Annotated in this window: 19 protein-coding genes; 7 read left to right on the plus strand and 12 right to left on the minus strand. The window is 72.5% G+C overall.

Annotated features, from left to right (window positions below; genetic code table 11):
- Positions 1–81: 81 nt before the first annotated feature.
- The 4 genes from ACFYZ4_RS01115 to ACFYZ4_RS01130 form a co-directional block, all read right to left on the minus strand.
- The gene (locus ACFYZ4_RS01115; RefSeq protein WP_390782618.1) at positions 82–1,257 is read right to left on the minus strand and encodes a thiolase domain-containing protein; all 1,176 of its coding nucleotides are present in this window, start codon (positions 1,255–1,257) and stop codon (positions 82–84) included.
- A complete protein-coding gene (locus ACFYZ4_RS01120) occupies positions 1,254–2,312 on the minus strand; it encodes a thiolase domain-containing protein (protein ID WP_351299724.1) in 1,059 nt (352 codons plus the stop codon). The genes ACFYZ4_RS01115 and ACFYZ4_RS01120 overlap by 4 nt, the downstream gene beginning before the upstream one ends.
- The gene (locus ACFYZ4_RS01125) at positions 2,312–3,271 is read right to left on the minus strand and encodes a Zn-ribbon domain-containing OB-fold protein (protein WP_384343133.1); all 960 of its coding nucleotides are present in this window, start codon (positions 3,269–3,271) and stop codon (positions 2,312–2,314) included. Before ACFYZ4_RS01125 ends, ACFYZ4_RS01120 begins: the two co-directional genes overlap by 1 nt.
- A gap of 141 nt (positions 3,272–3,412) precedes the next feature.
- Positions 3,413–4,213 (minus strand): crotonase/enoyl-CoA hydratase family protein, encoded by an 801-nt coding sequence (locus ACFYZ4_RS01130; RefSeq protein WP_362854950.1) that lies wholly within the window; start codon positions 4,211–4,213, stop codon positions 3,413–3,415.
- A 198-nt stretch (positions 4,214–4,411) separates the two neighbouring features.
- On the opposite strand from ACFYZ4_RS01130, the gene ACFYZ4_RS01135 reads away from it, so the two are divergent.
- Together ACFYZ4_RS01135 and ACFYZ4_RS01140 are read left to right on the plus strand one after the other, a co-directional pair.
- Positions 4,412–6,049, plus strand: a complete 1,638-nt coding sequence (locus ACFYZ4_RS01135) for an acyl-CoA synthetase (RefSeq protein ID WP_351301865.1) — start codon at positions 4,412–4,414, stop codon at positions 6,047–6,049.
- Between the two features lie 102 nt (positions 6,050–6,151).
- Positions 6,152–6,889 carry an SAM-dependent methyltransferase gene (locus tag ACFYZ4_RS01140; RefSeq protein WP_384343126.1) on the plus strand — a complete coding sequence of 246 codons (738 nt, stop codon included), beginning with the start codon at positions 6,152–6,154 and terminating at the stop codon, positions 6,887–6,889.
- Positions 6,890–6,942: 53 nt separating this feature from the next.
- Here ACFYZ4_RS01140 and ACFYZ4_RS01145 read toward each other — a convergent pair whose 3' ends face one another.
- Positions 6,943–7,794 (minus strand): alpha/beta fold hydrolase, encoded by an 852-nt coding sequence (locus ACFYZ4_RS01145; protein ID WP_390782619.1) that lies wholly within the window; start codon positions 7,792–7,794, stop codon positions 6,943–6,945.
- Positions 7,795–7,901: 107 nt separating this feature from the next.
- On the opposite strand from ACFYZ4_RS01145, the gene paaK reads away from it, so the two are divergent.
- The 3 genes from paaK (at position 7,902) to ACFYZ4_RS01160 (ending at position 10,960) form a co-directional block, all read left to right on the plus strand.
- Positions 7,902–9,230, plus strand: a complete 1,329-nt coding sequence (paaK, locus tag ACFYZ4_RS01150; protein ID WP_390782620.1) for a phenylacetate--CoA ligase PaaK — start codon at positions 7,902–7,904, stop codon at positions 9,228–9,230.
- A gap of 71 nt (positions 9,231–9,301) precedes the next feature.
- The gene (locus tag ACFYZ4_RS01155) at positions 9,302–10,156 is read left to right on the plus strand and encodes a YhjD/YihY/BrkB family envelope integrity protein (protein WP_351301853.1); all 855 of its coding nucleotides are present in this window, start codon (positions 9,302–9,304) and stop codon (positions 10,154–10,156) included.
- Positions 10,157–10,219: 63 nt separating this feature from the next.
- Entirely contained in the window at positions 10,220–10,960 is a 741-nt protein-coding gene (locus ACFYZ4_RS01160; protein ID WP_390782621.1) for a class I SAM-dependent DNA methyltransferase, read from the plus strand.
- A gap of 17 nt (positions 10,961–10,977) precedes the next feature.
- Here ACFYZ4_RS01160 and ACFYZ4_RS01165 read toward each other — a convergent pair whose 3' ends face one another.
- The gene (locus tag ACFYZ4_RS01165; protein WP_390782903.1) at positions 10,978–12,528 is read right to left on the minus strand and encodes a fatty acyl-CoA synthetase; all 1,551 of its coding nucleotides are present in this window, start codon (positions 12,526–12,528) and stop codon (positions 10,978–10,980) included.
- 184 nt (positions 12,529–12,712) lie between these two features.
- Here ACFYZ4_RS01165 and ACFYZ4_RS01170 point away from each other — a divergent pair, with 184 nt between their 5' ends.
- Complete coding sequence (locus tag ACFYZ4_RS01170) at positions 12,713–15,190, plus strand: penicillin acylase family protein (RefSeq protein ID WP_390782622.1); 2,478 nt, start codon at positions 12,713–12,715, stop codon at positions 15,188–15,190.
- Between the two features lie 38 nt (positions 15,191–15,228).
- Here ACFYZ4_RS01170 and ACFYZ4_RS01175 read toward each other — a convergent pair whose 3' ends face one another.
- From ACFYZ4_RS01175 to ACFYZ4_RS01185, 3 genes are all read right to left on the minus strand, one after another.
- The gene (locus ACFYZ4_RS01175; RefSeq protein WP_351301841.1) at positions 15,229–16,350 is read right to left on the minus strand and encodes an ionic transporter y4hA; all 1,122 of its coding nucleotides are present in this window, start codon (positions 16,348–16,350) and stop codon (positions 15,229–15,231) included.
- A gap of 201 nt (positions 16,351–16,551) precedes the next feature.
- On the minus strand, positions 16,552–18,105 hold the full coding sequence (locus ACFYZ4_RS01180) for an acyl-CoA synthetase (protein WP_390782623.1): 1,554 nt from the start codon (positions 18,103–18,105) through the stop codon (positions 16,552–16,554).
- A gap of 14 nt (positions 18,106–18,119) precedes the next feature.
- A complete protein-coding gene (locus ACFYZ4_RS01185; RefSeq protein WP_390782624.1) occupies positions 18,120–19,226 on the minus strand; it encodes an NAD(P)H-dependent flavin oxidoreductase in 1,107 nt (368 codons plus the stop codon).
- A gap of 401 nt (positions 19,227–19,627) precedes the next feature.
- Between ACFYZ4_RS01185 and ACFYZ4_RS01190 the strand changes: the two genes are divergently transcribed.
- Entirely contained in the window at positions 19,628–21,538 is a 1,911-nt protein-coding gene (locus ACFYZ4_RS01190; protein WP_390782625.1) for a serine hydrolase, read from the plus strand.
- Positions 21,539–21,572: 34 nt separating this feature from the next.
- On the opposite strand, the gene ACFYZ4_RS01195 is transcribed toward ACFYZ4_RS01190, so the two are convergent.
- The 3 genes from ACFYZ4_RS01195 to ACFYZ4_RS01205 all read right to left on the minus strand — a co-directional run bounded on the left by ACFYZ4_RS01195 (position 21,573) and on the right by ACFYZ4_RS01205 (position 23,588).
- Positions 21,573–22,136: a GNAT family N-acetyltransferase gene (locus ACFYZ4_RS01195; protein WP_390782626.1), complete on the minus strand. Its 564-nt coding sequence runs from the start codon at positions 22,134–22,136 to the stop codon at positions 21,573–21,575.
- Between the two features lie 27 nt (positions 22,137–22,163).
- A complete protein-coding gene (locus ACFYZ4_RS01200; protein ID WP_390782627.1) occupies positions 22,164–22,865 on the minus strand; it encodes a DNA alkylation repair protein in 702 nt (233 codons plus the stop codon).
- Between the two features lie 105 nt (positions 22,866–22,970).
- Positions 22,971–23,588: a GNAT family N-acetyltransferase gene (locus ACFYZ4_RS01205; RefSeq protein ID WP_390782628.1), complete on the minus strand. Its 618-nt coding sequence runs from the start codon at positions 23,586–23,588 to the stop codon at positions 22,971–22,973.
- Positions 23,589–23,601 lie beyond the last annotated feature (13 nt).

Genomic DNA, 23,601 nt, shown 5'->3' on the forward strand with positions numbered 1-23,601 from the left:
CGCGTGGCGCACAGGCCACGGTGAGTCACCGTGGCCTGTCCCGTACCCCGTCCCACCCCTGCGCCGTCGCCCGGACCGCCGTCAGGACGTGGGCTCCTCGGCTCCCACCAGCCACATCGCGAAGAACTGGGCGCCGCCGCCGTACGCGTGGCCCATCGCCCGCCGGGCTCCCGGAACCTGGTGTTCCCCGGCCTGGCCGCGGACCTGGAGGGCCGCTTCCGCGAAGCGGATCATGCCGGAGGCGCCGATCGGGTTGGTGGACAGGACCCCGCCGGAGGGGTTGACCGGAAGGTCCCCGTCGAGTTCCGTCACGCCCGCCTCGGTGAGCTTCCATCCCTCGCCCTCCGCGGCGAACCCGAGGTTCTCCAGCCACATCGGCTCGTACCAGGAGAACGGTACGTACATCTCCACCGCGTCGACCTCCCGGCGCGGATCGGTGATCCCCGCCTGCCGGTAGACGTCGGCCGCGCAGTCCTTGCCGGCCTGCGGAGAGACGAAGTCCTTGCCCGCGAAGAGGGTGGGCTCGCTGCGCATCGCCCCGCCGTGCACCCAGGCGGCCGGCTTCGGCGAACGGGCCGCGCCCGCCCGGTCGGTGAGGATCATCGCGCAGGCGCCGTCGGAGGAGGGGCAGGTCTCGGAGTACCGGATCGGGTCCCACAGCATCGGCGAGGCCTGGACCTTCTCCAGGGTGATGTCGTGCTCGTGCAGGTGCGCGTACGGGTTCTTCAGCGCGTTGCGCCGGTCCTTGTAGGCGACGAGCGAGCCCACCGTGTCGGGTGCGCCCGTACGCCGCATGTACGCGCGCACGTGCGGGGCGAAGAACCCGCCCGCGCCCGCCAGCAGCGGCTGCTGGAAGGGGACGGGGAGGGAGAGCCCCCACATGGCGTTCGACTCTGACTGCTTCTCGAAGGCGAGGGTGAGCACGGTCCGGTGGACGCGCGCCGCGACGAGGTTGGAGGCGACCAGGGCGGTGGAGCCGCCGACCGAACCGGCCGTGTGCACGCGCAGCATCGGCTTGCCGACCGCGCCGAGGGCGTCCGCCAGGTACAGCTCCGGCATCATCACCCCCTCGAAGAAGTCGGGGGCCTTGCCGATGACGACCGCGTCGATGTCCGCCCAGGTCAGCTCGGCGTCGGCGAGGGCGCGCGCCGCGGCCTCGCGGACCAGTCCGGCGATGGAGACGTCGTGGCGGGCGGCCACGTGCTTGGTCTGCCCGATGCCGACGACGGCCACCGGCTCCTTGCCCGTGGCGCTCATGCTCGGTCCCCTTCCAGGACGGCGACCAGGTTCTGCTGGAGGCAGGGGCCGGAGGTGGCGTGGGCGACGGCCCGGTCGGATTCGCCGCGGTGGATGCGGGCGGCCGCCTCGCCGATCCGGATCAGCCCCGCGGCCATCATCGGATTGGCGGCGAGGGCCCCGCCGGAGGGGTTGACGGCGACGCCCTCCCCGAGCCCGAGCGCCTTGCGGAGCACGACCTCCTGGGAGGAGAACGGGGCGTGCAGTTCCGCCGTGTCCACGGGCGCCTCGAAGACGCCCGCGTGTTCGGCGGCGATCCGGGTGGACGGGGAGTCGGTGAGGTCGCGCAGCCCCAGGCTGTGGGCCTCGATGCGGTGGTCGATGCCGGTGATCCAGGCCGGGCGTGCGCAGAGCTGCCGGGCGAGGTCGCCGGCGGCCAGGATCACGGCGGCCACGCCGTCGCCGATGGGCGGGCAGTCCCCGGTGCGCAGCGGCCGGACCTGGTAGTCGCCCTGGGGCACCGAACCGCTCAGCTGGGCGTGCGGGTTGGCCTCGGCGTCGGCCCGGCTGCGCGCTCCGATCGCGGCCAGGGCGGGCTCGTCGGTCTCGCCCGCGTCGATGAGGGCCTGGGCCTGGAGGGCGGCGAGGGCCACCGAGTCGGGCCAGAGCGGAGCGACGTAGTACGGGTCCAGCTGGCGGGTCAGCACGTCGCGCACCGAGCCCGGCGAGGACTTTCCGTACGAGTAGACGAGCGCGGTGTCGGCCTCGCCGGTCTGGATCTTGACCCAGGCCTCGTAGAGGGCCCAGGCGCCGTCCATCTCCACGTGCGACTCGGAGATCGGCGGCCAGGCGCCGACCCCGTCGAGGGTCATGGTGAAGGAGAAGGCCCGGCCGGCCAGGTAGTCGCTGGAGCCGGAGCAGGTGAAGCCGATCTCGCCGGCCTTCAGGCCGGTCGCGGCCAGCACCTGGTGCAGGACCGGCATGACCATCTCGACTTCGCTGAGTTCGTCGGTGCGGCGCAGGTGGTCGCTCTGCGCGAAGGCGACCACCGCGACCTCACGGGCGTATCGGGCCATCAGATGAGCTCCTTGTACGCGTCGTAGTCCGCGTCCGGCTCGCCGGTGGGGCGGTAGTGGTCGGGGTAGCGGCCGCCCTCGGTCCACACCGGTTCGACCCGCAGGCCCATGCGCACCTGGTCGTACGGGATGCCGCCGATCCGGCCGTGGAGGGCGAGGCCGGCGCCGTCGAGGGCGATGTGGGCGTAGACGTACGGGACCTCGATGTCGAGGTTCCTGGCCTTGATGTTGACGATGCAGTACGTGGTGACCGTGCCCGCCGGGCCGACCTCCACCTGGTCGGTGGTGGCCACTCCGCAGGTGGGGCAGGCGCCGCGCGGAGGGACGTAGACCTTGTGGCAGGAGGGGCAGCGCTCGCCGACGGTCTTCTGCTCGGAGAGGGCCTTGATGTACGCGGTCTGGGCGCGGCCGGGGCTGTAGACGTAGTCCAGGCGGGCCTGCGCGACGATGCCGGTGACGGCGTCGGCGAACTCCCCGTCGTGCGGGGCGGCCTGGCCGCCCGCCGGGCCCTCGTACGGTTCGAAGCAGGCGATGTCGGTGATGGCCCCGGTGCGCTCGGCGGCCCAGCGGACGCGCACGCGCATGCCGGTGCGCACGGCCTCGGGGCCGGGGGCGTCGAGGGCGTGCAGGAGGGCGGTGTCGGCGCCGTCGAGCTTGACCAGCACCCAGGCGAAGGGGGTGTCCAGGGGCTGGTTGGGGCGGGGCAGGCCGTTCCAGGCCCAGGTGGTCACGGTGCCGGTGCCGGCGACCTCGACGAGCTCGCGGATCTCCTCGGCGGTGACGGGGTCGTACTCGACGGGCGGGACCATCACCTTCCCGTCGGAGGTCCTGACCCCGAGGACGACGCCTTCGCGCAGGCCGGTGAGGAAGGCGCTCTGAACGGGTCCGAGGGACCGGGTGAAGGGAAACTCGACGACGAGAGGCGCGCGGAGCACCTCCGGTGGGGAGGCAGCTGTCATGGTGGCTCTCCGATGGTTGATTCCGACAAACCCGGCCTCGCCGGCGTCTGAGGCGCGGGGTCCGGGGCGGAGCCCCGGGTCATCCAGCCCCGCCGGCGATTGAGGCGCGGGGTTCGGGGCGGAGCCCCGGCGGCGCGGCGGCTACTCGCGCCGATACACCGCGGGCCGCTTCTCCGCAAAGGCCCGCGCCCCCTCCTTCGCATCCGCCGTCTCGAAGATCGGCCACCCCCGCAGCAACTCCGAGGCCAGCCCCTCCGTCTCCGTCAGCTCGGCGGTCTCGTAGACCGAAGCCTTCACCGCCTCCACCGCCAGCGGCCCGCACGCGTTGATCCGCTCCGCGGTCTCCAGTGCGGCCTCCAGCGCCGTGCCGTCCGGCACCACCCGCCCCACGAGCCCGATCCGCGCGGCCTCCTCCGCGGAGTACGGGCGCCCGGTCAGCAGCATCTCCAGGGCGTGCGTACGCGGGATCTGGCGCGGCAGCCGCACCGTGGAGCCGCCGATCGGGAACAGGCCCCGCTTGACCTCGAAGAGCCCGAAGGTGGCTCCCTCGCCCGCCACCCGGATGTCCGTACCCTGCAGGATCTCGGTCCCGCCGGCCACGCAGTACCCCTCCACCGCCGCGATCACCGGCTTGCGCGGCCGGTGGTGACGGAGCATCGCCTTCCAGTGCAGGTCGGGATCGGCTTTGAGGCGGTCCCGGTACTGGTCGCCCGCCATCCCCTTCCCGGCCAGCGCCTTGAGGTCCATGCCGGCGCAGAAGTCCCCGCCGGCGCCGGTCAGGACGACCGAGCGGATCGTGTCGTCGGCGTCCGCCTCCAGCCAGCCGTCGTACAGCCCCACCAGCAGCGGCAGCGAGAGCGCGTTCTTCGCCTCGGGCCTGTTCATGGTGAGCACCAGCGTGGCGCCGTGCCGTTCCACGGTCAGGTGTTCTGTCCCACCCATTGCCGTCCTCCCGTCTCAAGACCTAGAACAGGTTGCAGTAGGGGCGGGTGCAGTTCAATAGTTTTCTGACACTCAGTCAGATTTCTTGGGCGGCGCCCTTCCCAGTTGCCGGCTCCGACGCTCTAATGACCGCCGGAGCAGGCCGGCCACGGGGCCAGTCGTCGGGAACATCGGGAACATACGGGGTCAGGAGGAACGGTGGAGTACAACCTTGCCGACCTGTTCGAGTCGGTCGTGGACGTGGTCCCGGACCGTGAGGCCCTCGTCTACGTGGACCACCCCGGGACCGGCGCGGAGCGCCGCCTCACGTACGCGGAGCTGGACGCGGCGGCGAACCGGATCGCACACCACCTGCTGGACAGCGGGCTGGAGCCCGGCGAGCACCTGGGGCTGCACCTCTACAACGGGATCGAGTACCTCCAGACCGTACTGGCCTGTCTGAAAGCCCGGCTGGTCCCGGTGAACGTCAACTACCGGTACGTGGAGGAGGAGCTGGTCTACCTCTACAACGACGCCGATCTCGCCGCGCTCGTCTTCGAGGGCGAGTTCACCGAGCGGGTGGCGGCGGCGCTGCCGCAGACGACCAGGCTCCGGCACCTGATCCGCGTCGGAGAGGTCCCCGAGGGCGCCCCGGAGCCCTCGATCGCCCCGGTGGCGTACGCGGACGCCGAGGCGGCCGGCTCGCCCGGGCGCGGGTTCCCGCCCCGCTCCCCCGACGACCTCTTCATCATCTACACGGGCGGCACCACCGGCATGCCCAAGGGCGTCATGTGGCGGGCGGAGGACCTCTTCTTCGCCGGCCTGTTCGGCGGGGAACCGTCGGGCGAGCCGGTGAAGCGGCCGGAGGAGCTGGCCGAACGGGTCGCGTCGAAGGGGGCCGGGCTCACCTTCTTCCCCGCTCCCCCGCTGATGCACGGCACGTCGACGCTGACCTCGTTCATCGCCTTCAACTACGGCCAGCGGGTGGTCATCCACCGCAAGTACGCGCCGGAGGAGGTGCTCCGTACGATCGAGAAGGAGAAGGTGTCGAGCGTGTCGCTGGTCGGCGACGCGATGCTCAGGCCGCTCATCGACGCCTTGAAGGGCCCTCTCCAGGGCACGGACCTGTCCTCGCTGTTCAGCGTGTCCTCGTCCGGGGCGATCATGTCGGAGACGGTGCGCGCCGAGTTCCAGCAGCTGGTGCCGAACGTGCTGCTCCTGAACAACTTCGGCTCGTCCGAGTCCGGCTCCAACGGCCGGGCGGCGGACGACTCCGGACCGGAGAAGGGATTCCGCCTGGTGGTCAACGACCGTACGCAGGTGGTGGACCCGGTGACGCACGAGCCGGTCGCGGTCGGTGAGCCGGGGCGACTCGCGCAGCGCGGGCACGTACCGCTCGGCTACTACAACGACGCGGCGAAGACCGCCGAGACCTTCTTCCAGAAGGGTGCCGAGCGCTGGGTGCTGCTCGGTGACATGGCGACGGTCGACGAGCAGGGCATCGTCACGGTGCTCGGGCGCGGCTCGCAGTGCATCAACACGGGCGGCGAGAAGGTTTATCCGGAGGAGGTGGAACAGGCGCTGAAGTCCCACCCCGACGTGTACGACGCCCTGGTCGCCGGCGTCCCGGACCCGACGTGGGGCAGCCACGTGGCCGCGGTGGTCCAGGTCCGCTCCGGGTCCCCGGCTCCGACGCTGGACGAGATACAGAGCCACTGCCGCACCCGCCTGGCGGGCTACAAGATCCCCCGCCAACTGGTCATCACCCCCGCCATCCAACGCTCTCCGAGCGGCAAGGCGGACTACCGCTGGGCGAAGACGGTGGCGACGGAGGCCGACACGGCCCCGCAGGGGTAGGCGACGGTCCGCGGACGGAGGAGGGGCCGGACCCCCGGGCGATCCGATCCGGCCCCTCCAAAACAAGGTGCGAGCGGTCCCCGGTGCTGACAGCGTGTCCCGGTGAACCGTGAACAGATATCCCGCATCGCCCACACCGATCACCCGATCAAGTCCCCGCTCGACGACGACTCCGTGAGCCGGCTCCTCGAACGCGGCGCCCCGCGCGGCGACGAGCGCGTGCTCGACCTCGGCTGCGGCACCGCCGAATGGCTCCTGCGCGCCCTGGCCGCGCGACCGCTGCTGCACGCCGAGGGCGTCGACATCTCCGAGGACGCCCTCGCGCAGGCCCGCTCGGAAGCGGACCGCCGCGGGGTCGGGGAACGGCTCGTCCTCCACCGGCAGGCAGCCGAGGACTTCGTCTCGCGGCAGCCGTTCGACCTCGTGGTGAGCGTGGGCGCCACGCACGCCTTCGGTGGTCTGCTCCCCACCCTCGCTGCGGCCCGCAAGCACCTGGCCCCGGGCGGCCGCGTCCTGATCGGTGAAGGGTTCTGGGACCGTACGCCTTCCCCGGAGGCCGTCGAGATACTCGGGGAATTCGCCGACTTGGCGACCACCGTGGACCGCGTCGAGGCCGACGGCTGGACCCCCGTCACCGGGCACGTCAGCACGCGGCGCGAGCTCGACGACTACGAATGGGCCTGTTGGGGGTCGCTGGCCTCGTGGGCCCTGGACCACCCCGCCCATCCGGACAGCGCGCAGGCACTCGAAACCGCCTCCCTCCGGCGCTCCGAATGGCTGCGGGGCTACCGGGACACCTGGGGCTTCGTCTCCCTGGTCCTGCGCCGGACCGCCGACTGACCGCCTGACCGCCTGACCGACCGACCGCGGGGCCCGTGTGGGCTCGGCGGCCGTCAGGTGCCGGTGGCGAGGAAACGCTCCACCCGGGACGCGAACCAGCCGGCGTCGTCCAGCCACGGGAAGTGCCCGGCCCCGGACTGGACGTCGAGCGATCCCGCGGGGAACAGTGCGGCGAGCCGGGCCGCGAGCGCCGGACTGGGGTTGCCGTCCAGCTCACCGGCCAGCACCAGCACCTCGCCCGCGACCTGCCGCAGGCCTTCCCGGGTGGCGGGCGGGTCGAAGGCGCCGGGGCCCGCGTAGGCGTCGGCGGCCTTCTCGTTCTGCTGCCGTCCGTTCGCCGCGCAGTGCGCCCGGGCCGTCTCGTCCCAGCGCCCGTAGAACAGCGGCGCGGCCAGGTCCCAGTCCGCCTCGCCACGGCCGTCGCCCGCGAGGATGCGCTCGTAGGCCTCGATGGCCGTGTCGTACGGCTCGGTTCCCGCGCGCAGCCGGGCCGCCTCCAGCCGCTGCTCCGGGGTGACCGGGAGGTCCACCGCCCACGCGGTCGGGGTGACCAGGACGGTCCGGCGCGGCCGCCGCGGGTGCGCGGCCGCGTAGAGCTGGGCGAGGTTGCCGCCGGCCGAGTGCGCGAGGAGGTCCATGCGCTCCAGGCCGAGGTGCACCCGGAGCGCCTCGACGTCGGCGACCTGGTGGTCGACGCGGTACGTCGACTCGTCCGCCGGTATCGCGGAGTCACCCGTACCGCGCAGGTCGAGCAGGACGAGACGGCGGCCGGCGGCCAGTCCGCCGAGGTCGCCCAGGTACTCGGAGGCCCGCATGGCGCCGCCCGGGAGGCAGATCAGCGGTTCGCCCTCGCCTTGCAGGTGATAGGCGAGTTCGGTTCCGTCGTAGGTGGTGAAGGTAGGCATGGGAGCCATCACAACAGACGATCACTCGTTCGAGTCATTGATTTGGAGTGCCGGGTCCTGGCAATCTACCGAATGATCGTTCGGTTGACTCAGGATGAGGTGACGGCATGGCGGTGTACGCGGATCTCCACGACGAAGGCGAGCGGCTGAGTCGCGACGAGCTGGCCGCCCTCCAGCTGACGCGGCTGCGCGCGACCCTGCACCGCGCCTACGAGAACGTGCCGTTCTACCGGCAGGCCTTCGACAAGGCGGGCGTCCACCCGGACGACTGCCGCTCGCTCGCCGATCTCGCCCTGTTCCCCTTCACCGCCAAGACCGATCTGCGCGACCAGTACCCCTTCGGGATGTTCGCCGTGCCTCGGTCCGAGGTACGGCGCATCCACGCCTCCAGCGGCACCACCGGGCGGCCCACGGTCGTGGGGTACACCGACGGGGATCTTTCCACCTGGGCCGATGTCGTCGCCCGGTCCATACGTGCGGCGGGCGTCCGGCCCGGCCAGATCGTCCACATCGCCTACGGCTACGGGCTCTTCACCGGCGGCCTCGGCGCGCACTACGGCGCGGAGCGCCTCGGCTGTACGGTCGTGCCCGCCTCGGGCGGCATGACCGACCGCCAGGTCCGGCTCATCGAGGACTTCCGGCCGGAGGTCATCATGGTGACCCCGTCCTACATGCTGACCCTGCTCGACGAGATGGAACGCCAGGGCATCGATCCCCGCGCCACCTCGCTCCGCACCGGCATTTTCGGGGCGGAGCCGTGGACCGAGGAGATGCGCCGGGAGATCGAGGAGCGGCTGGGCATGGATGCGGTGGACATCTACGGCCTGTCCGAGGTCATGGGCCCGGGCGTGGCGCAGGAATTCGCGTCACACAAGGACGGCCTGCACATCTGGGAGGACCACTTCTACCCGGAGGTGGTCGATCCGCTGACGGGCGCGGTCCTGCCGGAAGGCGAGCAGGGCGAGCTGGTGTTCACCTCGCTCACCAAGGAGGCCATGCCCGTCATCCGCTACCGCACGCGCGATCTGACGCGGCTGCTGCCCGGCACGGCCCGGCCCGCCTTCCGCCGGATGGAGAAGATCACGGGCCGCAGCGACGACATGATCATCCTGCGCGGCGTGAATCTGTACCCGACACAGATCGAGGAGATAATCCTGCGGACGGCCGGACTGGCTCCGCACTTCCAGCTGCGGCTGACCCGGGAGGGGCGGATGGACGCCCTGACGGTACGGGTGGAGGCGCGCCGGGAGACGGACGCGGAGGGTCGGGAGGCCGCGGCCGCCCAGGTGGTCCGGGCCGTCAAGGAGGGGATCGGGGTCTCCGTCCGGATCGAGGTGGTCGACCCGGAGACCCTGGAGCGTTCGGTCGGGAAGATCAAGCGGCTGGTGGACCTCCGCGGCGCGGGGGCGGCGACGGACCCGCGTCCGGGCGGCTGAAACCACCCCTTCGGGCCCAATTCGGGGTGGCGCCCGGGAGCGTGATCGCCCTCGCGGGTAGTGCATGACCTGTGATCTCGTTCTTCCGGCAGCTGCACGACCGGCTCCAGGGCTCCCACATCGGGCTGGCCTGGAGCCGGGGCCGGGAGATGGAGCTGATGCACCGGGCGATGGGCTTCGCGGCCCTCGGGTTCCTCACCCTGGTGCCGCTGCTGGTGGTCGTGGCGGCCGCCGCACCGGGCAGCGGCTCCGGGTTCGGCCGGTGGCTCGGTCAGGCCCTCGGGGTGGCGCCGTCCTCGCGGGCCCGGGTCGAGATGCTCTTCGGCGCCGCGGACCTGGCGCTGGAGCGGACCACCGCCTTCGGTCTGGCCGCCCTCGCCGTGTTCGGCCTGACCTTCGGTTCGGCCGTGCAGACCGGCTATGAGAAGGTCTGGGACCTGCCGACCGCCCGCTGGCACACCATGTGGCGGCACGTCGTCTGGCTGGCTCTCCTGGTCTGCTACCTCGCCCTGCTCGTGGAGATCCCCGCGCCCTCGAACGACGTCATCGGCACCGTCCTCGGCACGGCGGGCGACCTCCTCGGCACCTGCCTGTTCTTCGTCGGCTCACAGCGTCTGCTGCTCGGGGGCCGGGTCCGCTGGCGCGCCCTGGTACCGGGGGCGGTGGCGACCAGCCTCGGGCTGCTGGGGCTGCGGATCTTCTCGCAGCTGGTGTTCTCCCCGCTCATCGCGTCCAACGCGGTGACGTACGGCCCCTTCGGCACCCTGCTCGTCGTCCAGTCCTGGCTGGTCGGCGTCGGCTTCGTCGTGTACGGCGGCGCCCTCGTCGGCCGCCTCGTCCACGAACACCTCACCCTCCGCCGCCTCCGCCGGAGCGGGCTCTTCCCGCCCGAAGCCTTCCCCCCGCACACCGCACACCCCCAGTGACCGGACCCGGTGGAAGGTAAATGCGTCGACAGCGCCCCTCGGTACCCGGCAAAGTGGCCGTCCGTGACGAGCAGTGAAGTGTGGACCCGAGCGACCGCCGACCGCTACGACGCCGAGGAGACCGAGACGTCCTCGGCCGCCGTTCTCGGACCGACTCTCGCCTTCCTGGCCGAGCTCGCCGGAGACGGCCGGGCACTGGAGTTCGCCATCGGGACCGGACGCGTGGGCGTCCCGCTCCGGGAACGCGGCGTGCCGGTCGTGGGCATCGAACTGTCCGAGCACATGACAGCGGTGCTCCGCCGCAAGATCGACGAGGACACGCTCCCGGTGGTCATCGGGGACATGGCCACCACCGTCGTTCCCGGCGAGTTCACCCTCGTCTATCTCGTCTACAACACCATCACGAACCTGCTCACGCAGGACGAGCAGGTCGAGTGCTTCCGCAACGCCGCACGTCATCTGGCGCCCGGCGGCCGATTCGTCATCGAGCTGGGCGTGCCGCCGCTGCGGTTCCTGCCGCCCGGCCAGGTCGCGGTGCCCTTCGACGTCTCCGAGCAGCACCTCGGCTTCGACACCTTCGACCTCGTGGAGCAGATCCTCGTCTCGCACCACCTCACCCGCGACGGCGACGACGGCCGCTACCGCCGAGAGGCCTCCCGGCACCGCTACGCCTGGCCGGCCGAGCTCGACCTGATGGCACGCATCGCCGGGCTCGAGAGGGAACGTCGCGTCGCGGACTGGGACGGGGCGCCGTTCACCCAGGACTCCGCGAAGCACATCTCCGTGTGGCGCAAGCCGACCTGAGGTCGGTCACCGGGCCGTCAAGAGGCCGATGAGGATCGGAAACGGTCGCGGAGTTCGCGCTTGAGGATCTTGCCGCTGGCGTTGCGCGGGAGGGCGTCCACGAAGAGGATCCGCTTCGGGGCCTTGAAGTGGGCGAGCTTCTCCCGCGCGTACGTCATCAGCTCCGCCTCCGTCACCTCCCCGCGCGGGACCACCACCGCCGTGACCGCCTCGATCCACCGCTCGTCCGGCAGCCCGACCACGGCCGCCTCGGCCACCCCCGGGTGGGTGTAGAGCACGTCCTCCACCTGGCGCGAGGCAACCAGCACCCCGCCCGAGTTGATGACGTCCTTCACCCGGTCCACGACCGTGAAGTAGCCCTGCGCGTCGCGCACGGCGAGGTCGCCCGAGCGGAACCAGCCGTCCCGGAAGGCCTTCTCCGTGGCCGCCGGGTCGTTCCAGTACCCGAGGCACAGCTGCGGCGAGCGGTAGACCACCTCGCCCGCCGTGTCGTCCGGCACGTCCTTGCCGTCCTCGTCGACGACCTTCGCCTCGACATGGCGTACCGGCCGCCCGCAGGAGTCCATCCGCCCCTCGTGCTCGCCCGGTCCGAGCACGGTGGCCAGCGGCCCGATCTCGCTCTGCCCGAAGCAGTTGTAGAAGCCGAGCCCGGGCAGCCGCGCCCGCAGCCGTTCCAGGACCGGAACCGGCATGATCGAGGCCCCGTAGTACGCCTTGCGCAGTGCGCCCAGCTCGCGCGCCTCGAAGTCCGGGTGGTTGGCCAGGCCGATCCACACGGTGGGCGGGGCGAAGAGACTGTCCGCCTCCCCCGCCTCCACCAGGTCGAAGACCTGCTCCGCGACCGGCGCGTCCAGGATCGTGTTGCGCGCCCCCACCGCGAGGTACGGCAGCAGGAAGACGTGCATCTGAGCCGAGTGGTACAGCGGCAGCGAGTGCACCGGCCGGTCCTCCTCGGCCAGGTCCAGCGCCTCGATCGCGCTCTCGTACTCGTGGGCGAGGGCCCGGTGGGTCATCATCGCGCCCTTGGGCAGGGCGGTGGTCCCCGAGGTGTAGAGCAGCTGCGCCACCCGGCCCGGGTCCGCGGTCCCGTCCGCGGTCCCGTCCGTGTCCGTGTCCGTGTCCGCGTTGGGGGCGAAGGGCGACGGCTCGGCCAGTTCCGCGAGGAACGAGCCGGGGGCGTCGCGAAGCGCCCGGACGGGATACCCGTCCGGGACCCGCCCCGCCAGGTCCGGATCGGCGAGGACCAGGGCGCTCCCGGAGTTGTCCAGGATGTACGCGAGGTCCTCGCCGGTGAGGTTCTGGTTCACCGGGACGTGGGTGAGTCCGGCCCGAGCGCAGGCCAGGAAGGCGAGGAGGTAGGCGTCGCAGTTGTGGGCGAAGGTGGCGACGCGGTCGCCGGCGGCCAGGCCGTACCGCTCCCGCAGGACGGCGGCGCCGGTCGTGACGGCCGCGTCGAGTTCCGCGTACGTCCAGCTGCGGTCCCGGTAGCGGACGGCGGGGCGGTCGGGGACCCTTCGCGCACTGTCGCGCACCAGCCCGTCGACCGTGTTGTCCCGCACTGCTCGCACTGCCCGCCCTGCTCGCGCTGCCGTCATGGCGCGATCCTCGCCGCCCGGACTCCCCAGGTCAATGACCGGGATACCAAACGGGATGTTGACAGATCATCGGACCGCCTGCATGAGTGTGGGGGCACGGACGCACCGCCTGTCCCACGGGCAACCACGCCCACCCGCAGGTCACTTGGGAGGCACCTTGCACCTCAGCACCCGTCCGATACTCCGCCGCGTCGCCCTCACCGGTGCCGCGCTGCTCGCCGCGACGGCCGCGGTGCCGCAGGCCTCCGCGGCGACCGGTGACCGGATACCGGCCGGCGGCGGTCTGTCCGCCGTCATCCGGTACACCGAGAACGGCATCCCGCACATCCTCGCCCGCGACTACGCCCAGCTCGGCTTCGGCACCGGCTGGGCACAGGCGGCCGATCAGGTCTGTGTCCTCGCCGACGGGTTCGTGACCGTCGCCGGTGAGCGTTCGCGCTGGTTCGGGCCCGACGCCGCACCCGACGGATCCCTCTCCTCCGCCACCCGGAACCTCTCCAGCGACCTGTACTTCAAGGGCGTCCGCGAGTCCGGCACGGTGGAGAAACTGCTGGCGACCCCCGCCCCGGCCGGCCCCACCAAGGACCTCAAGGAGCTGATGCGCGGCTGGGCCGCCGGGTACAACGCCTGGCTCGCCCAGAACAGGATCGACGACCCCGCCTGCAAGGGCGCCGGCTGGGTCCGCCCGGTCACCACCACCGACGTGGCCGCCCGCGGCTTCGCGGTCTCCGTCCTCGGCGGCCAGGGACGCGGCATCGACGGCATCACGGCCGCACAGCCGCCCGCCGCCGCGCAGCCGCCCACCGCCCAGCCGCCCGCCGCCGCTGCACCGGGCTCCCCGGCGACGCCCCTCGGCCCGGCCTCCGCGCCCGATCCGGCGACGGCGGCCGAGGCCGCGCGGGAGTTCTTCGACACCAGCCGGTACGACATGGGTTCCAACGCGGTCGCCTTCGCCGGTTCCACCACGGCGAGCGGCAGCGGGCTGCTGCTCGGGAACCCGCACTACCCGTGGCAGGGCGGACGCCGCTTCTGGCAGTCGCAGCAGACCATCCCCGGCAAGCTGAACGTCTCGGGCGGCTCCCTCCTCGGCACCGCCGTGGTCAACATCGGCTTCAACGAGAAGGTGGCCTGGAGCCACACGGTGGCCACCGGCACCCCCGTCAGCCTGCACCAGCTCACGCTCGACCCGGCCGACGCGACCGCCTACCTGGTCGACGGCAAACCGGAGAGGATGACCCGGCGGACCGTCACCGTCCCGGTGTCCGGCGGTGATCCGGTCACCCGTACCCAGTGGTGGACGCGCTACGGACCCGTGGTCTCCCACCTCGGCGCGGGCCTGCCGCTGCCCTGGACGGCCGGTACGGCGTACGCGCTGAACGACCCCAACGCGGCGAACCTGCGCGGCTCCGACAGCGCCCTGGCGATGGGCAGGGCCCGCTCGGTCGCCGGGATCCAGGAGGCCCTGGCCCGCACCCAGGGCCTGCCCTGGGTCAACACGGTGGCCGCCGACTCCGCGGGCGGCACCCTCTTCACCCAGTCCCAGGTGCTCCCCCGCATCACCGACGAGCTCGCGGCCCGCTGCTCCACCCCGCTGGGCCGTGCGACGTACCCGGCCTCGGGACTGGCGGTGCTGGACGGCTCGCGCACGGACTGCGCGCTCGGCTCGGATCCGGACGCGGTACAGCCGGGCGTGTTCGGCCCGGGGAAGGCGCCGACGCTGCGCGACGCCCCGTACGCCGAGAATTCCAACGACAGCGCCTGGCTGGCCCATGCCGACCGTCCGCTGACCGGCTACGAGCGGGTCTGGGGCAGCGTCGCCACCCCGCGTTCGCTGCGCACGCGCGGCGCGGTCGAGGACGTGTCGGCCATGGCCGCGAAGGGCCGGCTGACCGTGGCCGACCTGGAGAAGCAGCAGTTCGCCAACCGGGTTCCGGCCGGCGATCTGGCGGCGGCGGACGCGGCGAAGGCCTGCGCCGCGCTGCCCGGCGGTACGGCGACGGGCAGCGACGGGAGCGCGGTGGACGTCTCGGCCGCCTGCCCGGTCCTGGCGGGCTGGGACCGTACGGCCGACAGCACCAGCCGCGGCGCGCTGCTCTTCGACCGGTTCTGGCGCCGGCTGACGGCCTCGACCGCGGCCAAGGACCTGTGGCTGGTGCCGTTCTCGGCGGCCGATCCCGTACGCACTCCCCGTACGCTCAACCAGGCGGCGCCCGGCATCGGCCGCGCGCTCGCGGACGCGGTGGCCGAGCTGAGGGCGGCCGGGATCGCGCTGGACGCCCCGCTGGGCGAGCACCAGTTCGTGGTGCGGGGCGGGCAGAAGCTGCCGGTGGGCGGCGGTACGGAGGCGCTCGGCGTCTGGAACAAGATCGAGGCTCCGTGGAACGCGGCGGCCGGCGGCTACGCGGAGGTCGCGCACGGCTCCAGCCACATCCAGGCGGTCGGCTGGGACCGCGGCCACTGCCCGGTGGCGCGCACCCTGCTGACGTACGGCCAGTCCTCGAACCCGGGCTCGCCGCACTCCGCGGACCAGACCCGGCTGTTCTCCCGGGAACGCTGGGTCACGGCGCGCTTCTGCGAGCGGGACATCCTCACCTCGCCGCAGCTGAAGGTGGTCTGGGCCCGCGAGCGTCGCTGACCTGGTCCTGAACGGGTCCTCTTCCCGGCCGTCGGCCCTCAGGGGCTGACGGCCAGGAAGAGGTACGCGGCCAGCAGCACGATGTGCACGCCGCCCTGGAGGAGCGTGGCCCGGCCGGGGGCGATGGTGAGGGCGCTGACCACGACGGTGAGGGCGAGCAGCACCATGTGGACCGGGCCGAGGCCCAGCAGGAGCGGGCCGGAGAGCCAGATCGAGGCCAGGGCGATGGCGGGGATGGTCAGGCCGATGCTGGCGATGGCGGAGCCGTAGGCCAGGTTGAGGCTGGTCTGGACCCGGCCGCGGCGGGCGGCGCGGACGGCGGCCAGGGTCTCGGGCAGCAGGACGAGCAGGGCGATGATCACGCCGACGACGGCGTTGGGCAGGCCGGCGTCGGCGACGCCCTTCTCGATGGTCGGGGAGACGGCCTTGGCATCGCCGACCACCGCGACGAGCGCGACGAGCAGCAGGCCGGTGCTGATCAGGGCGGCGCGGGCGGTGGGCGGGGCGGCGTGGTCCTCGTCGTCGCCGTTGCCTTCGGGCCGGTCGGCCGGCCGCTCGGTCTCCACGGGCAGGAAGTAGTCCCGGTGGCGGACGGTCTGGACGGCGACGAACAGGCCGTACAGGGCGAGCGAGGCGACGGCGGCGAAGGTCAGCTGGGCGGAGGAGAACTCCGGGCCGGGCTTGCTGGTGGTGAAGGTCGGCAGGACCAGGCTGAGGACGGCGAGGGTCGCGACGGTGGCGAGGGCCGCGCCGGAGCCCTCGGGGTTGAAGACCGCGACCCGGTTGCGCAGGGCCCTGACGAACAGGGACAGGCCGACGATGCCGTTGCAGGTGATCATGACGGCGGCGAAGACCGTGTCCCGGGCGAGCGAGGCGGTCTTGTCCCCGCCATCGGCCATCAGGGTGACGATGAGGGCGACTTCGATGACGGTGACCGCGACGGCGAGCACGAGGGAGCCGAAGGGTTCCCCGACGCGGTGGGCGACGACCTCGGCGTGGTGGACGGCCGCCAGCACCGCGCCCGCGAGGCAGAGCGCGACCAGCACCACCCCGAGCGCGGGCAGGTCGCGTCCCCAGCTGAGGACGAGCGCGACGAGCGCCACCAGGGGGACGACGAGGGTCCAGTCGGTCAGGGCTGATCTGCGGGTAGCCGTACTCATATCAGCCAACTTGCCAGAAGTGTCCCTCCGATGCGGCCCGAGCGCCGCCTTCACCGCCCTGACGTGGCCCTTCTCACGCACGCGCCGGGCGTGGCGGGCCCGCCTTCCGCACCTGCCGCGCCTACCGCACCTTCCGCTCCGGCACCCCCGAGGACTCGTACGGCGCGGCGGTGCACGGCTTCACCCGTTGGTGACGCGGGCTCACATGGCGCGGTCGTGGCCCTCCCAGTACGGGTCGCGCAGCCGCCGCTTGTAGAGCTTGCCGTTCGGGTCGCGCGGCATCGTCTCGATGAAGTCGACCGTCTTGGGGCGCTTGTAGCCGGCGAGCTGCCGTTCGCAGTGGTGCAGAATCTCCGCGGCGAGCGCGTCGCCCGCGGCGAAGCCCTCGGCGGGTTCGATGACCGCCTTGACCTCCTCGCCCCAGTCGGCGTGCGGGATGCCGAAGGCGGCGGCGTCCGCGACGGCCGGGTGGGTGAGCAGGGCCGACTCGATTTCGGCCGGGTAGATGTTGACCCCGCCCGAGATGATCATGTCGATCTTGCGGTCGCGGAGGAAGAGGTACCCCTCCTCGTCCATCAGCCCGAGGTCGCCGACGGTGAAGAAGTCGCCGATGCGGTTCTTCTTCGTCTTGCCCTCGTCCTTGTGGTAGCTGAAACCGCCGGTGTTCATCTTGATGTAGACGGTGCCCAGTTCCCCGGCGGGCAGCCGGTTGCCGTCGTCGTCGAAGATGGCGAGTTCGCTGATCGGCCAGGCCTTGCCGACGGTTCCCGGCTTCTTCAGCCAGTCCTCGGCGGTCGCGAAGGCGCCGCCGCCCTCGCTGGCCGCGTAGTACTCCTCCACGCAGCCGCCCCACCAGTCGATCATCGCCCGTTTGACGTGGTCGGGGCAGGGCGCGGCGCCGTGGATGGCGTGCCGCATCGAGGAGACGTCGTACGCGTCCTTCGTCTCCTGCGGGAGCGCGAGGAGCCGGTGGAACTGGGTGGGGACCATGTGGGTGTGCGTGCAGGAGTGCGCGTCGATCAGGCGCAGCATCTCCTGCGGGGTCCACTTGTCCATCAGGACCAGCGGGTGCCCGATGTGCAGGGCGGCGCCCGCGAACTGGAGGACGGCCGTGTGGTAAAGCGGCGAGCAGACCAGGTGGACGTTCCCGTCGAAGGGGCGGATGCCGAAGATGCCGAGGAAGCCGCCGAGGTACGTCTCCTCGGGGAGCTTGCCGGGAAGGGGGCGGCGGATCCCGCGCGGGCGGCCGGTGGTGCCGGAGGTGTAGTTCATGACCCAGCCGAGGGTGCGCTCCCCGGGGACCGTTCCGGGCTGCCCGGCGAGGAGGTCCCCGTACGGGCGGAAGCCGGGGACCGCTCCGACGGCGTAGCGGTGGCTCGCGGGGAGGGCGGCCTCGTCGGCCGCGGCGGTGGCGGCGTCGGCGAAGCGCTCGTGGGCGATGAGCACCTTGGCGCCGGAGTCGGAGACGATCCAGGCGATCTCGGGGCCGACGAGGTGGTGGTTGACGGGGACGAGGTAGAAGCCGGCCTGGGAGGCGGCGAGGTAGGCGGTGAGGAACTCGACGCCGTTGGGCAGCACGACGGCGAAGACGTCGCCTTTCTCGAGTCCGGCGGCACGCAGGCCGTGGACGAGGCGGTTGACGTCGGCGTGCAGCCGGGCGGCGCTCCACTCCTCGCCCTCGGGGGTGACGAGGACGGTGCGCTCGGGGTCGGCGGCCGCCTGGGCCCAGAAACCGTTGGGCGACTGGTCACTCATGCTGGTCACACCTCTCACGCCCGGCCGGCGATGCGGTTGATGCGGTCGATGGCGCGTTCGAAGCCGCTGGTGAGGTCGTCGAAGACGGCCTGGACGCTGCGTTCGCTGTTCATCCGGCCGACGATCTGGCCGACGGGGGTGCCGAGCAGCGGGTGGACCTCGTACTTCTGGATCCGGGAGACGGCCTCGGCGACGAGCAGGCCCTGGAGGGGCATGGGAAGCGCGCCCGGGCCCTCCGGGTCGTCCCAGGCGTCGGTCCACTCCGTGCGCAGCTGGCGGGCGGGCTTCCCGGTGAGGGCGCGGGAGCGGACGGTGTCACCGGAGCCCGCGGCGAGCAGTTTCCCGGTGAGGGCGCGCGAGTGGAGGTCGGCCTCGGTGGTGGTGAGCCAGAGGGAGCCGAGCCAGGCTCCCTGGGCGCCGAGGGCGAGTCCGGCGGCGATCTGCTCGCCGCTGCCGATGCCGCCGGCGGCGAGGACCGGGAGCGGGGCGACGGCTTCGGCGATCTCCGGGACGAGGACCATGGTGGCGATGTCGCCGGTGTGGCCCCCGGCCTCGTAGCCCTGGGCGACGACGATGTCGATGCCGGCTTCCGCGTGGCGGCGGGCGTGCTTGGCGCTGCCGGCGAGGGCGGCGACGAGGACGCCGTGGTCGTGGGCGCGGGCGATGACGTCGGCGGGCGGGGAACCGAGGGCGTTCGCCAGGAGTTTGATGGGGTAGTCGAAGGCGACGTCGAGCTGGTTGCGGGCGACCTGCTCCATCCAGCCGGTGATCCGCCAGCCGGAGGCCTCGCCTTCGGCGAGTTCGGGCACGTGGTGCTTGGCGAGGGTGTCGCGGACGAAGGCGCGGTGCCCGGCCGGGATCATCGCCTCGATGTCGGCTTCGCTGATTCCGTCGACGGCCTTCTTGGCGGGCATGACGACGTCGAGGCCGTAGGGCTTGCCGTCAGTGTGCTCCTGCATCCAGTCGAGGTCGCGTTTGAGGTCGTCGGGAGCGGTGTAGCGGACCGCGCCGAGCACGCCGAGGCCGCCCGCGCGGGTGATGGCAGCGGCGACCGCCGGGAAGGGCGTGAAGCCGAAGATGGCGTGCTCGACTCCCAGTTTCTTGCTCAGCTCCGTCTCCATGGGCGGCAGGATGCCGCAGCCCGGCATGCGAGGGAAGAGATTTTCTGATGCAGTGTCAGATTCTTTACGGGCCGGTCGGTGCGGAGGGTGCCCGACGGACGGGCAGATACCCACTAGCGTGCGGATCGCCTGTGGCGCGCACAGCGGGTCCGGGCGGCCCGGAGCCGTTCGCCGACGGCGCGCTCGACGGTTCCAGGGCCGTACCGGCCCCGCCGGCGGTCGGCGGGCCATCCCAGCCCCGCCGGCGTTTGAGGCGCGGGGTCCGGGGCGGCTTGCCGCAGACGGTCGGCGGGGCAGGCGGTCGGCGGGCCATCCCAGCCCCGCCGGCGTTTGAGGCGCGGGGTCCGGGGCGGAGCCCTGGGAGACGGCGCCGCAGGTGGACAGCGGACAGGAGGGCGGACATGACAGTACGCACGGGGGCCTACGGCGTGGCGGGCGCAGAAGCGCGGCCCGCGCAGGCCGCAACGGGCGGGCCCGAGAAGACAGGCGGCGGGCCCGAGAAGACGAACGGCCGGCCCGGAGCCGCCGGCGGCGGGCTGAGCCGCCGCCGGCTCGGGGCGCGGCTGCTCGCCCTCGGCGGGGTACTCGTCCTGCACGCCGCGCTCCCCGGCCCCGCCGGCGCCTCGGGCAACCCGGCCGAGCGACGCGCACTCCAGGGCCTGCGCCTGCGGTACGGGTCCGCACGCCAGGCCGGGCTGCTGGAGAAGCACCTGGAGGGGGTCGCGGACGAGGCGCGGCGGTTCCTCGGCCCCTCCCCCGAACGCCCCTACTACGCAGGTGCGGTGGTCCTCGCGGGCCGGGGCCGCACCATCGCCCTGCACCGGGCCATGGGCGAGGCCGTGCGGTACGCGGACTACGACGGGCGGACCGACCGGGTCCGGGAGTTCCCGGCCGCCGAGCGGATCGCGATGGCGGAGGACACCGTCTTCGATCTGGCCTCGCTGACCAAGCTGTTCACCTCCATCCTGGCCGTGCAGCAGATGGAGCGGGGGCAGTTGGAGCTGGAGGCTCCGGTGCGCCGGTACCTGCCGGAGTTCACCGGGGGCGGCAAGGAGGCGATCACGGTTCGCCAACTGCTGACGCACACCTCGGGGCTGCGCTCCTGGGCGCCCTTCTACAAGGAGTCCACGCGGGAGGGTCGCCTGAGGCTGCTGTGGTCAGTGAGGCCGCAGGAGACTCCCGGGACGGTCTACCGGTACTCCGACCTGAACCTGATCACCCTCCAGCTGCTCTTGGAACAGATCACTGGTCGCACTCTGGATGTCCTGCTCCGCGACGAGATCACTGCTCCACTCGGGATGCAGCGCACTCGTTTCAACCCACCGCTCTCCTGGCGCCGGGTCACCGCCGCCACCGAGGTGCAGCGCCCGCCCTGGTCCGGCCTCGACCGCGGGCTGGTGTGGGGCGAGGTCCACGACGAGAACGCGTACGCGCTCGGCGGGGTCGCGGGCCACGCCGGCATCTTCGGCACCGCCTGGGACCTGGCCGTCCTCGCCCGCGCCCTCCTCGACGGCGGGGTCTACGCCGGCAAGCGCATCCTGCGCCCCGCCTCCGTCGAGCTGCTCTTCACGGACTACAACACGGCCTTCCCCGGCGACGACCACGGTCTCGGCTTCGAGCTCTACCAGCACTGGTACATGGGCGCGATGGCCACCCCGCACTCCGCCGGCCACACCGGCTTCACCGGCACCTCCCTGGTCCTCGACCCGTCCACCGACTCCTTCCTGATCCTGCTCGGCAACTCCGTCCACCCCGTGCGCACCTGGCGTGCCGGCAGCGCGCCGCGCGTCGCCGTCGGCAACCGCTTCGCCCGCGCCGTTCCGGTCCGCACCCGGCACGGCGGCGCGGCCTGGTTCTCCGGGATCCAGCCGGGCGCCTCGGGCACGCTCACCCTGCCGCCGCTCACCCCGGCCACGGCGGCGGCCCGGCTGCGCTGCGCCGTGTGGTGGGACACCGTGCCCGGCGAGGGCGCCCTGCACCTGGAGGCCTCACCCGACGGGGAGCACTGGGAACCACTGCCCTTCAGCACCGTCCGGTCCACGGGCGGCGCGCCCGAGCAATGGCCCGGCGGCTCGGTGAGCGGCTGGTCCGGCCGCACCTGGCACCGCCTCGAAGCCCCCCTCACGGCCGCCTGGGCGGGCCGCGAGGTACGCCTGCGCTTCCGCCACACCGCGACCGGCCGCTACGTGGGCCGCGGGATCTACGTCGACATCGTCCGCGTATCGGAACCGGCCCACCTCCTCTTCGCGGAAGACCGCCCCGCCGACGCCCCCCGCCTGGAGGCCATCGGCTGGACCCGCTCCACGGACTAGAACAGGAGGGGGCCGCTCCGCGGGCCGGGCGGGCCTACCGGGCGGGGGTCGGGTGGGACGGGCCGTTCGGGCGGTTCGTGCGGTAGACGAAGTGGGTGCGGTCGTCGACGGGGTTGTCGGGTTCCAGGGAGGCTTCGGCGACGCGCTGCAGGCCCGCCTTCTCCAGTGCCCGCCAGGAGGCCCGGTTGGCGGCCTGTACCGGGACGATGATCGCGGTGGTGTCGGGATGGTCGGTCCAGGTCGCCTCGACGACCGCGTGGATCATGCGGGTGCCGTGCCCCCGGCCGGCCAGGAGGGGATCGCCGATCAGGTAGTCGATCGTCACCGCACCGTCGGGCACGTCGACTTCCGCCGCCAGCTCGGCCAGGTAGTCGGGATAGTCGGCGAGGCGGCAGCGCTGCACGAGCCCGATCGGTTCGCCGTCGAGCAGGACGAGCAGGTCCTCGGCCGGCTCCTCCCCCCGGACCGCGGGGCCGAAGTCGCGCTCGACGGCCTCCGGGGAGGTCTCGTGGTTCCACCAGCGTGCGACATGCGGCTGCGCCAGCCACTGCCCCAGTCGCGGGAAGTCGGGCTCCGCGAGCCGGCGCCAGGTGATCATCAGGACTCCTCGGTGGCGGGCGGGCCTTCACTTGGCGTGCCGGCGGCGCACCATCTCGGTGATCCAGGCCGGCGCGAAGGGGGAGGTGCAACCCGGGGAAGTCGGGTAGTCCTTGAGCACTTCGAGGCGCTCACCGATGTCGAGGGCACGGGCGCGGTACTCGGCGTGCTCGATGCCGATCTGCGCCAGGCAGTGGTTCATCGCCCACTGCAGGCGATCCGGGGCGTCCTTCATCCGCGCCTCGATGACGTCGAGGAGTCCCGCGAGGTCGAGGCCCTCAGGTTGCTTCGCGACGCGTTCGGTGGTCAGCGCCCAGCCGGCACTGGCGACCACCGGGTCCGGGTCCGCGGACCAGGCCAGGCGCAGCTCTTCCCGGTGCGGGTTCTTCTTCACCACGTAGTTCACGAGCCAGTCCTGCACCTTGGGGGCGCGCGCCCCGCGCAGCATGACGTCCAGCTCGTCACGTGCGAACGCCTTCGGGCGGCAGATCAGGATCGCCAGCAGCCTCGCCGCGGTGTCGTCCGTCTCCCAGAGCCGGCAGGCGAGGTCCTGCTGCGTCTTCAGCCGCTTCGCGAGCGCGCGCAGCCTGCCGAGGTTCACACCGTGATCGTCACCGTGCTTCTCGTTGACCGCGCGGGCCTTCGGGTCCTCGAGCGCGGCCAGCTCGGCCATCACCTCGGACACCGTCACCTCGGTCACCGTCATCTCGGCCACCACCGTCTCGGCCATCTCGGCCTCCCGTCCGTCCCGTGCGGGATGCAGCCTACGACGCCTGGTGGGCCGGGGCGAGCGGCCGTCCGTACGCACGCGGACGGGTCCGCTCGCCCCGGTGCGTCACACGGCCCCGGTGTCGGCCGCAGGGCGCGGTGCGCGGCGCATCGCCCACAGGGTCGGGCCGCCACCGGGCAGCCGGATCTCCTCGCGCACGGTGAAGCCGAAGTGTTCGTAGAAGGGGAGGTTGGACGCCTTCGAGGACTCCAGACAGGCGGGCAGGCCCGCCGCGTCGGCCTTGGCCAGGCCCGAGCGCAGCAGTGCGGCCCCCTGGCCCGTGCCCTGGGCGGCGGGGTCGGCGCCGATCACCGCGAGGTACCAGTGCTGCTCCCGGGGGGTGTGCTGCGCGGCCGCCTCCACGGCGGCCCCGAACAGCTCGGCGCGGTCGCCGAGGATGTTCTGCAGCTGCTGGATGGTTTCCGCGTCGGGAACGGCCTTGGCCTGCGCCTCCGGCGGCACCCAGAACGCCGCAGCGGCCTCGGTGACCTCGCACACGGCATTGGAGACGTACTGCCGGGTGAAGAGCGTGGTGAAGTAACTGCCCAGTGACGCCTCGCGCGAGGCGTCGTCGGGGAAGAACCAGCGCATCATCGGGTCGTCGTCGAAAGCCCGGGCCAGGGAGCGGCTGATCAGCGCAGCATCGTCGATCGCTGCCGTCTTCAGCGTGTTCGGTATCAGCATGTGGACATTCTGC

This window comes from Streptomyces sp. NPDC001513, assembly GCF_042894695.1.
Classification (GTDB): domain Bacteria; phylum Actinomycetota; class Actinomycetes; order Streptomycetales; family Streptomycetaceae; genus Streptomyces.